Origin of the sequence: Nonomuraea sp. NPDC005983 (assembly GCF_040614375.1) — a bacterium.
GTDB lineage: Bacteria > Actinomycetota > Actinomycetes > Streptosporangiales > Streptosporangiaceae > Nonomuraea.
Window position 1 is genome coordinate 23326 of the sequence record NZ_JBEXUP010000022.1, and the last position, 13838, is coordinate 37163.

The 13838-nt window shown below is 71.2% G+C and carries 14 protein-coding genes; 5 read left to right on the forward strand and 9 right to left on the reverse strand.

Annotated features, from left to right (window positions below):
• The first annotated feature begins 38 nt into the window (after positions 1 to 38).
• Both ABZ297_RS13115 and ABZ297_RS13120 read left to right on the forward strand, forming a co-directional pair.
• Complete coding sequence (locus tag ABZ297_RS13115; protein WP_355344084.1) at positions 39 to 1412, forward strand: biotin carboxylase N-terminal domain-containing protein; 1374 nt, start codon at positions 39 to 41, stop codon at positions 1410 to 1412.
• Between the two features lie 42 nt (positions 1413 to 1454).
• Positions 1455 to 1667 (forward strand): biotin/lipoyl-binding carrier protein, encoded by a 213-nt coding sequence (locus ABZ297_RS13120; RefSeq protein WP_355344087.1) that lies wholly within the window; start codon positions 1455 to 1457, stop codon positions 1665 to 1667.
• Here ABZ297_RS13120 and ABZ297_RS13125 read toward each other — a convergent pair.
• Positions 1657 to 2037 (reverse strand): thioesterase family protein, encoded by a 381-nt coding sequence (locus tag ABZ297_RS13125; protein WP_355344090.1) that lies wholly within the window; start codon positions 2035 to 2037, stop codon positions 1657 to 1659. The two genes, ABZ297_RS13120 and ABZ297_RS13125, sit on opposite strands and share 11 nt — an antisense overlap.
• A 235-nt stretch (positions 2038 to 2272) precedes the next feature.
• On the opposite strand from ABZ297_RS13125, the gene ABZ297_RS13130 reads away from it, so the two are divergent.
• Complete coding sequence (locus ABZ297_RS13130; RefSeq protein ID WP_355344093.1) at positions 2273 to 3868, forward strand: protein kinase; 1596 nt, start codon at positions 2273 to 2275, stop codon at positions 3866 to 3868.
• 3 nt (positions 3869 to 3871) lie between these two features.
• On the opposite strand, the gene ABZ297_RS13135 is transcribed toward ABZ297_RS13130, so the two are convergent.
• From ABZ297_RS13135 to ABZ297_RS13160, 6 genes are all read right to left on the reverse strand, one after another.
• A complete protein-coding gene (locus ABZ297_RS13135; RefSeq protein WP_355344096.1) occupies positions 3872 to 5518 on the reverse strand; it encodes an acetolactate synthase in 1647 nt (548 codons plus the stop codon).
• Positions 5519 to 5558: 40 nt separating this feature from the next.
• Positions 5559 to 6338, reverse strand: coding sequence for an SAM-dependent methyltransferase (locus ABZ297_RS13140; protein ID WP_355344099.1), 780 nt, complete (start codon positions 6336 to 6338; stop codon positions 5559 to 5561).
• Between the two features lie 39 nt (positions 6339 to 6377).
• Entirely contained in the window at positions 6378 to 7151 is a 774-nt protein-coding gene (locus tag ABZ297_RS13145) for a hypothetical protein (RefSeq protein ID WP_355344102.1), read from the reverse strand.
• Entirely contained in the window at positions 7148 to 7801 is a 654-nt protein-coding gene (locus tag ABZ297_RS13150; protein ID WP_355344105.1) for a response regulator transcription factor, read from the reverse strand. The genes ABZ297_RS13145 and ABZ297_RS13150 overlap by 4 nt, the downstream gene beginning before the upstream one ends.
• Positions 7792 to 8952 (reverse strand): histidine kinase, encoded by a 1161-nt coding sequence (locus ABZ297_RS13155; RefSeq protein ID WP_355344108.1) that lies wholly within the window; start codon positions 8950 to 8952, stop codon positions 7792 to 7794. The genes ABZ297_RS13150 and ABZ297_RS13155 overlap by 10 nt, the downstream gene beginning before the upstream one ends.
• Before the next feature lie 89 nt (positions 8953 to 9041).
• Positions 9042 to 10010: a hypothetical protein gene (locus ABZ297_RS13160; RefSeq protein WP_355344111.1), complete on the reverse strand. Its 969-nt coding sequence runs from the start codon at positions 10008 to 10010 to the stop codon at positions 9042 to 9044.
• Positions 10011 to 10108: 98 nt separating this feature from the next.
• On the opposite strand from ABZ297_RS13160, the gene ABZ297_RS13165 reads away from it, so the two are divergent.
• On the forward strand, positions 10109 to 10690 hold the full coding sequence (locus tag ABZ297_RS13165; protein WP_355344114.1) for a hypothetical protein: 582 nt from the start codon (positions 10109 to 10111) through the stop codon (positions 10688 to 10690).
• A 101-nt stretch (positions 10691 to 10791) separates the two neighbouring features.
• On the opposite strand, the gene ABZ297_RS13170 is transcribed toward ABZ297_RS13165, so the two are convergent.
• Positions 10792 to 11511, reverse strand: a complete 720-nt coding sequence (locus tag ABZ297_RS13170; RefSeq protein WP_350808247.1) for a GntR family transcriptional regulator — start codon at positions 11509 to 11511, stop codon at positions 10792 to 10794.
• A 437-nt stretch (positions 11512 to 11948) separates the two neighbouring features.
• Here ABZ297_RS13170 and ABZ297_RS13175 point away from each other — a divergent pair, with 437 nt between their 5' ends.
• On the forward strand, positions 11949 to 13418 hold the full coding sequence (locus tag ABZ297_RS13175) for a histidine kinase N-terminal domain-containing protein (RefSeq protein ID WP_355344118.1): 1470 nt from the start codon (positions 11949 to 11951) through the stop codon (positions 13416 to 13418).
• Positions 13419 to 13498: 80 nt separating this feature from the next.
• On the opposite strand, the gene ABZ297_RS13180 is transcribed toward ABZ297_RS13175, so the two are convergent.
• Positions 13499 to 13753: a WhiB family transcriptional regulator gene (locus tag ABZ297_RS13180; RefSeq protein ID WP_350808249.1), complete on the reverse strand. Its 255-nt coding sequence runs from the start codon at positions 13751 to 13753 to the stop codon at positions 13499 to 13501.
• Positions 13754 to 13838 lie beyond the last annotated feature (85 nt).

Here is a 13838-nt window from a genome sequence, read left to right on the forward strand (position 1 = left end):
GAAGGGAATGACGGGGTCGCGGCCATAAGGTGGTCGGCGTGCTTAGTGACACGCTTGGACCCGTTCTGATCGCCAACCGCGGAGAGATCGCGCGGCGCATCATCCGCACGGTCAAGGCGCTGGGGCTGCGCGCCGTCGCCGTGTACTCCGACGCGGACGCCGACCTGCCGTTCGTGCGCGAGGCTGACGAGGCCGTCCTCATCGGCCCGGCCAACCCGGCGCAGAGCTACCTCGACACGGACAAAGTGCTGCGGGCCGCCCGCGACACCGGAGCGAAGGCCGTACACCCCGGCTACGGTTTCCTGTCGGAGAACGCGGCGTTCGCGAGGGCCGTCATCGACGCCGGAATGGTGTGGATCGGCCCGTCTCCCGAGTCCATCGACCAGATGGGCGACAAGATCAATGCCCGGAACCTGATGGAGGACGCGGGCGTGCCGGTCGCGGCGGGCACCCGCGAGCCCGTCACCGACCTCGGCCTGGCGCTCGAAGCGGCCGAGCGCATCGGCTACCCCGTCATGGTGAAGACCGCGGGCGGCGGTGGCGGCATCGGGATGTCCGTCGCACGCGACGAGGAGGGCCTGGGCAAGGCGTTCGAGCAGGCGGCCCGGGCAGCGGCCAGGTTCGCGGCGGCCGCAGGCGGCGAGGGCGGCGCGCTCGCCGGTCCCGCGATCCTGCTCGAGCGCTACATCGAGCGGGCCCGCCACGTCGAGGTGCAGATCCTCGGGCTGCCCGACGGCAGGGTGCTGGCACTGGGCGAGCGCGACTGCTCGGTGCAGCGGCGCCACCAGAAGGTGGTCGAGGAGTCGCCGTCGCCCGGTATCACGCCCGAGCTGCGTGAGCGCATGCTGGCCGCGGCCGTGCGGGCCGGCGAGGCCGTCGGCTACCTGGGCGCGGGCACCGTTGAGTGCCTGGTCGACGCCGACAAGCAGGACTTCGTGTTCCTCGAGATGAACACCAGGCTCCAGGTGGAGCACCCGGTCACCGAGCTGGTCACCGGGCTCGACCTGGTCGAGCTGCAGCTCAGGGTCGCCGCCGGCGAGAGCCCGGAGGTGCGGGTGGTGCCGAGCGGGCACGCCGTCGAGTTCCGCGTCTACGCGGAGGATCCCAAGCGTTTCTTCCCCGGGCCTGGCAGGATCACCGCATGGTCCGAGCCGTCAGGCAGCGGTGTCCGTGTCGACTCCGGCTACGAGGAGGGAAATACGGTCACGCCGTTCTACGATCCGCTCATGGCCAAACTCTGTGTGTTCGGCGCGAACCGCGTGGAAGCACTGGAGAACGCCCGGAAGGCGGTCGCGGAGTTCATCGTGGAGGGGCCGAAGAACAACCTGCCGTTCTGCGCGGAACTGCTGGAGGACGCCGAATTCCGCAGCGGCGACTACGACACGGGCCTCGTCGGGCGAATGCGGGCCTAACGGACATGGCATTCTTGGATCAACAGGACGAGGGGAGATTCGGTGGCTGAGATTCACGCGGAGATGGTGGCCAACGTCTGGAAGGTCGTCGCCAAGGAGGGCGACCAGGTCTCGGAGGGCGACACGCTGGTCATCCTCGAGTCGATGAAGATGGAGATCCCGGTTCTGGCCGAGGACGACGGCGTCGTGGCGCAGATCAAGGTGAACGAGGGCGACGTGATCCAGGAAGGCGACCTGATCGCCGTCATCGAGTAGCGCGTTCGAGGAACCTGGCACGGTCGACGACCACCCGCTCGATCGTGCCCTGGCCCACGACGGCGTGCATGTCGCGGGCCTGGAATCGGAAGACCAGCCGCCGGCCGTCGACCTCGGTCAGCTGGGCGCTGATCTCGACGTGCGTGCCCAGCGGGCTCGGGGCCAGGTGCTCCAGCTCGACCCGGGTGCCGACGGACGTCTCTCCCTGCGCGAGGTGCGGGCCCACGGCTTCGACCGTGGCCCTCTCGGCGAGCGCGAGCAGCCGGGGCGTGGCGAGAACGGGCACGTCGCCGCTGCCGACATTCTGCGCGGTGTCCTCCCTCTCGACCATGATGAGCAGCTGGGAGCGGAGACCCGGAGCGAGCGTCATGGCGAGCAGCCTACTGGGGCTCGGCTGATCTCCGGGAAACCCGGACAAGTCCCGCCGTCAGCCCGCAAGATATGTTTGTACAGCTTGCAGCTATTCAAGTGGCATATGGGACTCGTGAGCCGTACACTCTCGAAGTTCCGTGACCTCTGCGTTACCTCACCGCGACACAAGTTCGCTTAGTTAAGAAAACCCTGGGGTGGGAGAGGTTGTAGAGGTAGGGGGTAACGGGGGAGTCATGGTAGCCCAAGGGACGACGCTGGCGGGGCGGTATCGTCTGGATACCCGCATAGGCGCCGGAGGCATGGGCGAGGTGTGGCGGGGCGAGGACATCGTCCTTGCCCGCACCGTCGCAGTCAAGGTGCTGCTCCCGGGCCGCATGGACGATCCCGGCTTCGTCGCCCGCTTCCAGGCGGAGGCGCGGGCGATGGCGACGATCAACCATCCGGGGGTCGTCGACGTCTACGACTACGGCGTCAGCGGCGACACCGTCTACCTGGTGATGAAGTTCGTCGACGGCGAGCCGCTCGACAGGCTGCTGGCGAGGCTCGGCCGCATCCCGCCACAGTCGGCCATGGAGCTGATCGCGCAGGCCGCCTCGGCGTTGCAGGCGGTGCACGACCAGGGGATCGTGCATCGTGACGTGAAGCCGGGCAACCTGCTGGTGCAGCGCGACGGCACGCTGGTGCTGACCGACTTCGGCATCGCCCGCTCCGACTTGGCCAACCGGCTCACCGACGCCGGCATGGTGCTCGGCACGGCCGCCTACTGCGCGCCCGAGCAGGCCGAGGGCGCGCCCGTCACGCCGGCCGTCGACGTCTACGCGCTCGGCGTGGTCGCGTACGAGTGCCTGGTGGGGCAGCGGCCGTTCGACGGCGACAGCGCCGTCACGATCGCGCTCAAGCACATCCGCGAGGCGCCGCCGCCCCTGCCCGCGGAGATTCCGCCGCCGGTGCGCGCGCTGGTGGAGCGGGCGCTGTCGAAGGACCCCGACAGGCGACACCCGAGCGCCAGGGCGATGAGCGAGGCCGCGCGGCAGGCCGCGGCAGGCCAGCCGGCCACGCCGGAACCGGTCGCGCCGGTCACGGGCGCCACGATGGCGCCGCCGGTGGAGGCGTACCAGACGGGCGCCCACCAGGCGGCCCCTGAAGAGGCGGTGGCGACCGTCGCGGGGGCGAGGCAGCCCGGAAGCAGGCGCGCGGCCAAGGCGCGCCGCAGGGGCGGCCTGGTGGCCGGGCTCGCCGCGGCGGTGGTGCTCGGTGCGGGCGCCACGGCGATCGCGCTGACCGGCATGACCACCGAAGGCGACCCCGATCCCACGAAGACGGCGAGCAACGCCGCCGCGTCCGAGAGCATCACGCACGCCCCCGCGCGGACCAAGACCACGAAACCGGCGCCCAGAGAGACTCGCGAGGAGGAGCCGACGCCCACCGCGAGGGAGGCCGATCCGGAGCCCGATCCGCCGACCCGCAGGCCGACACGCACCACGACCAGCACTCCTACCAGCACTCCCTCGGCCACTCCGTCGACGACGAAGAAGCCGACGAGCACGCCGAGCGCCACGAAGAAGCCGGTCACGAAGAAGCCGGTGCCGGCCGTGGTGGACCTGCCCTACCTCGACGCCAGGAAGATCGTCCTCGACGCCGGGTTCACGATCAAGACGGACGACCAGACCCAGGGCAAGACACCGCCGGAGTGCCTGATGGTGGGCGAGACGTTCCCGAAGGCGGGCGAGCAGTTGGAGGAGCGCAAGCCCGTCAGTATGGTCCTCATCCCGGCCGTGTCGTGCCCGACGGGTGCGCCGTCGCCCTCCGCGACGGGCACCGTCAAGTAGGCGTCAGACGCCGGTCGTGTTGCGGGGGTAGGCGACCTGCGGGTCCGTGGCGATGTTCACCAGGTACGGAACTCCCGAGTCGAAGGCCCGCCGCAGCGCCGGCCCGATCTCCGACGGCCTGGTGACCAGCTCGCCGCCGCCGCCCAGCGCGGTCACCACCTGGTCGTAGCGGGTCTGCGGGCGCAGCTCCGCGGCCACGTCGTAGCCGTACAGCAGCTGCATGGGGTGCTTCTCCAGCCCCCAGATGCCGTTGTTGCCGCAGACCATCACGACCGGGAGGTTGTGCCGCACCAGGGTGTCGACGTCCATCAGGGAGAACCCTGCGGCGCCGTCGCCCAGCAGCAGCACCACCTGCGAGGACGGCCTGGCCAGCCGGGCGGCGATCGCGTAGCCGAGCCCGGTTCCGAGGCAGCCGTAGGGGCCGGGGTCGAGCCAGTTGCCCGGCTGCTTCGGCTCGACGTACTTGCCCGCGTAGGAGACGAAGTCGCCGCCGTCGCCGATGACCACGGCGTCGTCGGCGAGCACCTTGGCCAGCTCGCCGTAGATGCGCATGGGGTGGATGGGGTCGCTGTCGGACGCCAGCAGGCCGGCGTCTCCGGCGATGGCCGCCGCTGCCGTCTCGGCGAGCCTGGTGACCCAGGACGAGTACCGCGTCGGCTTGACGCCCACGTCGCCGCAGGCGGCGCCGAGGCTCCACAGCACCACCGACAGGTCGCCCGCGGCCGAGGCGACCGGCTGCATGTGCGTGGCGAGCTGCGACGGCGCGTCGGCGAGGTGGACCACCTTGGCCAGCGGGGCGCCGTCCTTGCCGCCGAACCAGCCGTAGCCGAGGCGGAAGTCGAGCGGCGTGCCGACGACGATGACCAGGTCGGCCTGGGAGAAGGCGAGCCCGCGGGCGCGCGTGACGAGCAGGTCGTGACCGGCGGGCAGGATGCCCCGGCCCTGGCCGTTGGGGATGACCGGCAGCCGCCAGGCCTCGGCGAAGTCGCGGGCGGCCTCCTCGGCCCGGTCCATCCACACGTCCGAGCCGTACACCAGCACCGGACGTTCGGCCTCGGCGATCAGCCCGGCGATGACGCGCAGCGCGTCGGGGTCGGGCTCCAGCGGCGACGGCGACTGGGTACGCACCTCGTGCGCGGGCGAGGGGGCGAACAGGTGGTCCATGGCGACGTCGAGGAAGACCGGGCCGCGGTGCGGCGCGACGGCCGTGCGGAAGGCCATCTCGACGTCCTGCCCGACCGAGTCGGCGGCGCTCGCGGTGAAGGCCAGCTTGGTGATGGGGCCGAGCAGCGGCGGGTGGTCCAGCTCCTGCAGGGCTCCGCTGCCCCAGCGCGACTGCGGCGCCCGCCCGCCCATGACGACCACGGGGGAGCCGTTGAAGTGGGCCGTCGCGACTCCGCTGACCCCGTTCGTGATACCCGGGCCGGCGGTCAGCACGGCCAGCCCCGGAGCCCTCGTCAGCCGGGCCGTCGCCTCGGCGGCGAACACGGCACTCTGCTCGTGACGCACGTCGAGGATGCGCATGCCCTCGTGCACCGCGCCGTCGTAGAGCGGGAAGACATGCCCTCCTGAGAGGGTGAACATGGTCTCGACGCCGTAGGCCTTGGAAACGGCGACAGCGGCGTCGCCGGCGTGCTTCGCAGACTCCATGCCCGGGTACTTACCAACGAGTCACAGGAGTAAACAGACCTTAAGGCTTACGTCCAACCGCGCCATAGCCGTCGACCTCGGCGGGCTCGCGGATGCCCAGGGGGCGCCAGCGCGAGACCGACACCAGACCGGGCTCGATCAGCTCCAGGCCGTCGAAGAAACGGGCGATCTGCTCGGGGCTGCGCTGGACGTACGGCAGCGCCCCGCTCTCGTTGTACTCCTGGTGCGCCTGCTGGTTGGCGGCGCTGTGGACGTTGCTGCCGTCGTTGAGCGCCAGGTAGCTGCCCGGCGGCAGCGCGTCGAGCAGGTGACGGACGATCGCCAGCGCCTGCTCGTCGTCCGCGACGTGGCCCATGATGCCGCTCAGGTTGAGCGCGATCGGCCGGGCGAAGTCGAGCGTCGCGGCGGCGGCGGCCAGGATCGCGCCCGGGTCGCGCACGTCGGCGTCGACGTAGTCGGTGGCGCCCTCCGGCGCGCTGGTCAGCAGGGCGCGGGCGTGGGCGAGCACGAGCGGGTCGTTGTCGGCGTAGACGACGCGCGACTCGGGGGCGACGCGCTGGGCGATCTCGTGGGTGTTGTCGGCGGTGGGCAGGCCGGTGCCGATGTCCAGGAACTGCCTGATGCCGGCCTCGCCCGCCAGCCAGGCGATGGTGCGGGTCAGGAAGGCCCTGGACGCGAGAGCGCCCTCGCGCATGCCCGGGAAGATCTGCAGGAACTGCTCGCCCGCGATCCTGTCGACCTCGTAGTTGTCCTTGCCCCCCAGCCAGTAGTTCCAGATGCGCGCGGAGTGGGGGACGCTGGTGTCGATCGTGCCGGCCATCGGGCTCCTTTGCTCGTCTGCCCCCAACCTAGACGATCTTCACTGGTGGCAGCAGACGAAGACCGAACCGTCGGGCGTCCGAGCGATGATCTTCCTGGCGGAGCCGGGCTCTCTCTTGACGTCGATCCTGCTTCCCTCGGCGTCCGACGTGACGTCGTAGGAGCCGCCGGGCACCGACAGGTTCACGTCGCCCGAGGCTCTGATCACCGCCTTCACGCTGGTCGGCCTGGTGCGGAAGGACAGGTCCACGCTGCCTTCGCCGGTCTCGGCGTCGACCTGGCCGCCGCTGAGCTCGCGGGCCTTGATCTCGCCCGTGCCGCTCCGGGCCCGGACCGCGCCCGCGACGCTGATCAGAATCAGGTCGCCGGCGGTCGAGGTGACGCGGACGTCGCCGTAGAGGCCGGACACCATGAGCGGATTGCTGCCCGTCGTGGCCTCGACGGACGCCTCCGGCGGGACGAAGACGTCGTAGAAGACCTGGCAGAGAGGCCTGGAGCGCCGGTCGGAGCCGGAGCAGGCGGCGTCGAGCCGCAGGGTGCCGTTCTCCCATTTCTCGGTGCTGACGGGCTTGTCGCGGGACCATCTCATGGTCCGGTCGACCACCACCTGTCCGGCCTTGCCGGCCAGGACGTTGAGACCGATGTCGCCCTCACCCACCTCGATCTTGAGCGAGGCGGCCCGGAACGGGATGGACCAGCCCGCGGCCTCGGTGGGCAGGCCGGCCTTGGCGAAGCCGTTCCAGATCGCCGCGGTGGACAGCAGCAGGGCGAGCGCGGTCGTCACGGCGCCCAGGACGAGCCAGACCGCCCTCATGGCAGACTCCTGATCTTGAGAAAGCGCAGCACGGCGAGCACCCGGCGGTGGTCGCCCTCGGCGGGGGAGAGGTCGAGCTTGCTGAAGATGTTGCCGATGTGCTTGCCCACCGCCCCCTCGCTGAGCACCAGTTCCTGGCCGATGCCCGCGTTGGAGCGGCCCTCGGCCATCAGCTTCAGGACCTCGCGTTCCCTGGGCGTCAGCCGGTCGAGCGGGTCGCTGTGGCCGCGCAGCAGCAGCTGGGAGACCACCTCCGGGTCGAGGGCGGTGCCGCCCGCCCCCACCCTGCGCAGCGCGTCGATGAACTCGGCCACGTCCGCCACCCGGTCCTTCAGCAGGTAGCCGACGCCGCCGGTCGCCGAGGCCAGCAGCTGCGCGGCGTAGCGCTCCTCCACGTACTGCGAGAGCACCAGCACGGCCAGGCCGGGCTGCTGGCGGCGCAGCACGAGCGCGGCCCGCAGGCCCTCGTCGGTGTGCGTGGGCGGCATCCGCACGTCGGTGACGACCAGCTCGGGCCGGTGCTCTTCCACGGCGCGCAGCAGCCCCTCGGCCTCGGCCACGGCGGCGACCACCCGCATGCCCGCGGCCTCGAGCAGCCGGATCAGGCCCTCGCGCAGCAGGACGGAGTCCTCGGCCAGCACTACTCGCACGGCAGTTCCACCTCGATCGTCGTGGGCCCGCCGAACGGGCTGCTCAGCCGGAACGTCCCGTCGACGGAGTCGATGCGCTGGGCCAGGCCGCGCAGCCCGGTGCCGCCGTCGAACCCGGCGCCGCCGCGGCCGTCGTCCCAGACCAGGACGTGCAGCCGGTCGCGCTCGCGCCGCACGTCCACCTCGGCCTTGGTGGCCGCCGCGTGCTTGGCGATGTTGGTGAGTGCCTCTGACACGATGAAGAACGCCACCGCCTCGATGGTCGGAGAGGTACGCCGCTCGATGTCGACGCGCAGCCGTACCGGGATGGGGGCCCGCGCGGCGACGCCGGAGAGCGCCGCGTCCAGGCCCTGGTCGTTGAGCACGGCCGGGTGCAGGCCGCGGACGAGGTCGCGCAGCTCCTTGAGCGCCTGCTTGGCCTCCTCGTGCGCCTGGGCGAGCGCCTCACGGGCCGGTTCCGGCAGGTCGGTCAGCGTGGCGCGGGCCAGGCCCAGGTTCATGGCGAGCGAGACCAGCCGCTGCTGCGCGCCGTCGTGCAGGTCGCGCTCGATGCGGCGGCGCTCGGCGTCGGCGGCGTCGATCACCCCTGCGCGGCTCTCGGTGAGCGTCTCGATCCGCCGGTCCAGCTCGTCACGGCTGGGCCCGAGCAGGGTGCGGGCCACCGCCAGGTCGAGCGCGGCCATCGCCCGTGCCAGGACGGGCGCGAGCAGCAGCAGCACGAGCCCGGCCGCGGCGTAGGCGGCGGCCACGACCGGGTTCCTGAGGTCGAACAGGAACACCATGGGCGGCGGGTACAGCAGCGGCTGGGCGAACCCCGTCAGCCCCACCACGGCCGCCCCCCACGCGACCGCGACCAGGACGGCGCCCACCAGGCCCACCACGGGGGAGAGCAGGTGGTAGCCGAGCTGCCGCCACGTGGCGCGGGCGCGCCAGTCGGCGGGCGCCTCGATGCGTGGGATGTCCGCGCCGAGGAAGGCGGCGAAGCGGGAGCGCTGCACCGAGGTGAACCAGGGCAGGCGGCGGCGCAGGACGCGGGGCGCCACGGCGAGCACGATGGTCAGCCCGCACAGGACCACGGCGACGGGCAGCCCGATCACCACGTGGGCCGTGTCGAGCCAGGCCCGGGAGGACCACGGGCGGGGGACTTTCATGTCCCCCACGGTATGGACTCGCCGGGCCCGCTCGACAGGGGCCTGGTGGGCGAGGCGATGGTGGGGCTACCCCCACCGTCACAGCACCGTCACATCGGCGGTACCGACCAGCCCTTCGCGCCGAAGAGCGGAGCGTGCTCGGCGTTGACGAACAGGCGGTCCTCCGGGTTGGGGACGCGGAAGTAGCTCTGCGGGTGGAGCAGCTCCTTGGCGTTGTCCGACAGGTCGATCAGGTAGCGGTCCGGGGCCCGGCGCTGGGCGAGGAAGCGCAGCTCGAACGGGAGCAACATGAGCGGGCCCGCGTGGTCCCAGAGGCCGAGCCCGGCGTCGCGGGCCTGCCGCACAGCCTGCCTGGCCCTGCCCAGCGCGCCGGACTCGGCGAGGGCCCTGACGTCGCCCGGCGCGGGCACCGCGTCGGCCACCCGGTCCTGCTGGCGGACGAACGGGTCCACGTTGGGCCAGATGAAGTACGGGACGACGTGCCCGGCCGCCAGCAGCCGCTCGTTGTAGGCGGGCGGGCGCGGCGGCTGCTTCTGGTCGCGGTTGACGTAGCAGAGCAGCCGGCCGTACCGGTCGAGGATCTCGTGCGCGAAGGCCAGCCTGATCTTGAAGGTGGTCTCGTCGAGGCCCTGCTCGGTGATGTCGAGCTTGATCATGTCCTTGAGCGCGCGGGTGGCGGGGGCCGCGTGCGCGGCGTGGTTGGCGGCCGTCTGCGGGCCCAGCCTGGTCAGCAGGTGGGCGCGCAGGGCGGAGCGCAGCTCGAGGTCCTGGTAGCCCTTGGCGAACGGGTCGGTGAGGAAGGTCGTCCAGGCGGGGTCGCCGATGTCGACGAAGCCCTTGGGGAAGTCGGGGAAGTTCGGGTTGCGGGGCAGCTCGAAGCTGACCTCGGGGGCGTCCACGCCGAGCAGGCGGACGCCGAAGTTGCCGTCGGCCGCGATGTTGATCGTGTCGCCGTCGTGCACGATCCTGTCCACCGGCTGGGCCGCGCCGTTGGCGCGGGCGAGCAGCGCGTGGCCGACGGTGATGCCGGGGACGGGTTGTTCGAGGGCCTTTGCCATGCCTGCATCATCACCCCGCCTTGCTAATAAGTCCCGAAATAGGCGAACGAGTTGGGGGTGTCTTGCATCTCATGGGATGAGAACGGGGAGGGTGAGAGATGCTGCCATTAAGTGTGGCTGTCGCGGCGGTACTGGCGGGGACGGGCCTGACGGGCGGGATTCCTCAGGGCACGCTGTTCCTGGAGTCCCACCCGCCGGCGAAGCCGGGGGAGACCTATCAGGTGAGCGACTCCAGGACGGTGCCGCTGGCGCTGAACCCCTGCTTCCGCCGCCTCCGCGCCGACAGCGGCCGCCTGGAGGCCAGGACGGCCTCCTACAGCGCAGAGGACCGGTGGAAGTCCGAACAACTCGTCGTCTACAAGGACGTCGCCCACGCGAAGAAGGCCCTGCGCGTCCTGCGCGCCGACCTGAGGAGATGCGCGGACGTCGGGAGAGGCCACGACCACTACCGGTGGTTCACCAAGCCCCTCGCCGTGGGAGACGAGGGGCTGCGGGCGGGGAGCCGCTTCTTCGAGAGCGGCGAGCAGGCGGTGGCGACGCGCAGGGGCAGCGCGCTCTACATCGTGGAGGAGAGTGCCTGGCCGTCGAAGAGCCTGCCGATCAAGCGCTTCCGCGGCCTGATCGCCCAGGCCGAGGAGATGACCGTGAAGATCTGCGCCCTACCGGAGGCCGCCTGCTAGAGCCGTTCACAGGCGGTTCACGGGCGGCGTCGGATGGTTCACGGGCGCAGGCGCGTTCCTCGCGGGCGGCGTCGGATCGCTCATGGGCGCAGGCGCGTCACTCACGGGCGGCGCAGGCGGGTGACGAACTTGTAGCGGTCGCCGCGGTACAGCGACTGCGCCCACTCCACCGGGTTGCCGTCGGCGTCGAAGGCGTGGCGGGTGAGCAGGAGCATGGGCAGGCCCACGTCCACGCCCAGCGCCTTCGCGTCGTACGGCGTGGCCAGCACCGTCTCGATGATCTCCTCGGCGTCCGTCAGCCGCACGTTGTAGGCGTTGTGCAGCGTCTCGTACAGCGAGGAGTGCACCTCCAGCTCGCGGCGCAGCCTCGGGAAGCGGCGGGCCGACAGGTGGGTCGTGTCGATGGAGACGGGCTCGCCGTTGGCCAGCCGCAGGCGGTGGATGCGCAGCACGCGCCCGCCCGGGTTGATGGCCAGCCGCCGCGCGAGCGCCTCGTCGGCCGTGACGTAGCCGATCTCGAGGATCTTGGTGTCGGGCTCCAGGCCCGCCGTGCGCAGGTCGCCGATGTACGACGTGAGCTGGAGGACCTGCGCCACCTTGGGCTGGGCGACGAACGTCCCCTTGCCCTGGATGCGCAGCAGCCGGCCCTCGACGACCAGCTCCGTCAGCGCCTGCCGGACCGTGGTGCGCGAGGTCTCGAACCGGACGGCGAGGGTCCGCTCGGGCGGCAGCGCGGTGCCCGGAGACAGCGTCTTCGTGAGTTCGAGCAGGCTCCGTTTCACGTCGTAGTACTTCGGTACGCGCGGGCCGTCGTCTGTCACGCTCTCACCTTCACTTCTGCCACGGCGGTGAGGGCGTGTCTGGTCACCGCGAGATCATCGGAACTCAGGTTGGCCCGAGCGGTCAACTGCGGGCAGGACCGCACAGGGGGAGGGCCGTCCGTTTCCAGATCGAGTGCGCGGCCCGTCACGGCAGTCCCACTCGCCCTGGCACGTACGATTCCAGGTAGCTCAGGCTGATTGCGAAGGATATACACAGCGGAGTGCGCGGCGGCAATCGAGGTCCGTGCCGCTTCTCCGCCGGTCTCGAGAAACGTATCGATCATCTCCTCTGTGATGCTTCTCACCTTGTGAGATTCCCGAAAAAGGCCCGTTGAGCGCACGCAGCCGCGCCAGAAGTCCCGCCATCGCGTCCGTCTTGGGCGCTGGGCCAGGGGGCCGGTTTGGTTCTCGCGGCGGAAAGCACGCATGATGCACTCGTGCCGACTCTCAGCGACCTCGTCGTCCGTCACACCGCGCTCGACGCGGCGGACCTTGACTGGCTGCACTCGCTGGTCTCCGACTGGCAGCTGCTGGCCGACCTGTCGTTCGCCGACCTCGTCCTGTGGGCGCCGCTGCTGGACGAGGGCGGCTGGATCGCGATCGCGCAGATGCGTCCCACCACCGGGCCCACCGTCTACCACGACGACGTCGTCGGCACCGTCGCGGCCAAGGGCGAGCGCCACCTGATCGACACGGCCTGGGACGAGCGGCGCATCTGCCGAGAGGGCGACCCCGACTGGTCCAGCGGCGTGCCCGTCCGCGAGGAGACCATCCCGGTGCGGCGCGCGATCACCAGCGGCGAGGGCCGCCTGATCGGCGTGATCCAGCGCTCCACCAACCTGTCGTCGGCCCGCACCCCGTCGCGCCTGGAGCTGACCTACCTGCAGAGCGCCTCCGACCTGGCGCAGATGGTGGCGGAGGGGCGCTTCCCGTTCTCCGGCGAGGAGCCGATCCTGGTCCGCTCGCCGCGCGTCGGCGACGGCCTGCTCAGGCTCGACAGGGCGGGCCGGGTGACCTACGCCTCGCCGAACGCGCTGTCGGCCTACCGCCGGCTCGGCCTGCACGCCGACCTGGTCGGCGCCGAGCTCGGACGGGTGACCGCGACCCTCTGCTACTCCGATGAGCCGATCAACGAAGACCTGATGATCGTCGCGAGCGGCCGCGCGGCCAAGGAGACCGAAGTCGAGTCGGGCGGCACGATCGTCCAGCTCCGCGCGATCCCGCTGATCGTCGGTGGCGGGCGCATCGGCGCGCTGGTGCTCATCCGCGACGTGACCGAGCTGCGGCGGCGTGAGCGCGAGCTGATGACCAAGGACGCCACGATCCGCGAGATCCACCACCGGGTCAAGAACAACCTGCAGACCGTGGCGGCGCTGCTGCGGTTGCAGGCGCGGCGGCTGCGCGTCCCCGAGGGGCGTGAGGCGCTGGAGGAGGCGGTACGGCGGGTCGGCTCGATCGCGATCGTGCACGAGACGCTCTCCCACACGCCGGAGGAGTTCGTGGACTTCGACGACATCGCCGACCGCGTGATCGCGATGGCCGGGGAGGTGTCGGCGCCGGAGGCGGCTGTCACGCCGCGCCGGGTGGGCGCGTTCGGGGTGCTGCCTTCGCTGATCGCCACCCCGCTCGCGATGGCCCTCACTGAGCTGCTGCAGAACGCCCTCCAGCACGGACGTCCCAAGCGGATCCAGGTGGTGGTGCAGCCCGAGAGCGACCGGCTGCGCGTGGCCGTCTGGGACGACGGTCAGGGCCTGCCCGACGGCTTCGAGCTCGACAGCTCCACCAACCTCGGCCTGCAGATCGTGCGCACCCTGGTGGAGGGGGAACTCTCCGGCAAGCTGTCCATCGAGCCGCGGGTGGGTGGGGGTACCGAGGCCACGCTCGCGATCCCGCTTCCGTCAGCCTGAACGCCGCGTCCCGTCAGGACGCGGCGCGGTCCTGGCGGAGAACGCGTCACGCCAGGCTGGTCGGCTCACTCGGGAAGGGGTCAGGCGGTGGCGCGGGCGCGGGCGCGAGCGGTGCGGCGCTTGAGCGCGCGACGCTCGTCCTCGCTGAGGCCGCCCCAGACACCGGCGTCCTGTCCGGACTCCAGCGCCCACTTCAGGCACGCCTCGACGGCCGGGCACGACCGGCAGACCTGCTTGGCCTCCTCGATCTGCAGGAGAGCGGGGCCGGTGTTGCCGATCGGGAAGAACAGCTCGGGGTCCACGTCACGGCAGGCAGCTCGGTGGCGCCAGTCCATGCGTCCACTCCTTAGTAGATGGAGCCGTTGGTGGGCTCCGTGCGGCTACTGCTTTGTGAAGACTTTCACTAACTCAGTCAGACAA

Bases quoted from the DNA above. Each gene is read 5' to 3' on its own strand.
- ABZ297_RS13125 (WP_355344090.1), bottom strand. From the start codon at position 2,037: ATGACGCTCGCTCCGGGTCTCCGCTCCCAGCTGCTCATCATGGTCGAG.
- ABZ297_RS13130 (WP_355344093.1), top strand. From the start codon at position 2,273: ATGGTAGCCCAAGGGACGACGCTGGCGGGGCGGTATCGTCTGGATACC.
- ABZ297_RS13135 (WP_355344096.1), bottom strand. From the start codon at position 5,518: ATGGAGTCTGCGAAGCACGCCGGCGACGCCGCTGTCGCCGTTTCCAAG.
- ABZ297_RS13140 (WP_355344099.1), bottom strand. From the start codon at position 6,338: ATGGCCGGCACGATCGACACCAGCGTCCCCCACTCCGCGCGCATCTGG.
- ABZ297_RS13145 (WP_355344102.1), bottom strand. From the start codon at position 7,151: ATGAGGGCGGTCTGGCTCGTCCTGGGCGCCGTGACGACCGCGCTCGCC.
- ABZ297_RS13155 (WP_355344108.1), bottom strand. From the start codon at position 8,952: ATGAAAGTCCCCCGCCCGTGGTCCTCCCGGGCCTGGCTCGACACGGCC.
- ABZ297_RS13160 (WP_355344111.1), bottom strand. From the start codon at position 10,010: ATGGCAAAGGCCCTCGAACAACCCGTCCCCGGCATCACCGTCGGCCAC.
- ABZ297_RS13165 (WP_355344114.1), top strand. From the start codon at position 10,109: ATGCTGCCATTAAGTGTGGCTGTCGCGGCGGTACTGGCGGGGACGGGC.
- ABZ297_RS13180 (WP_350808249.1), bottom strand. From the start codon at position 13,753: ATGGACTGGCGCCACCGAGCTGCCTGCCGTGACGTGGACCCCGAGCTG.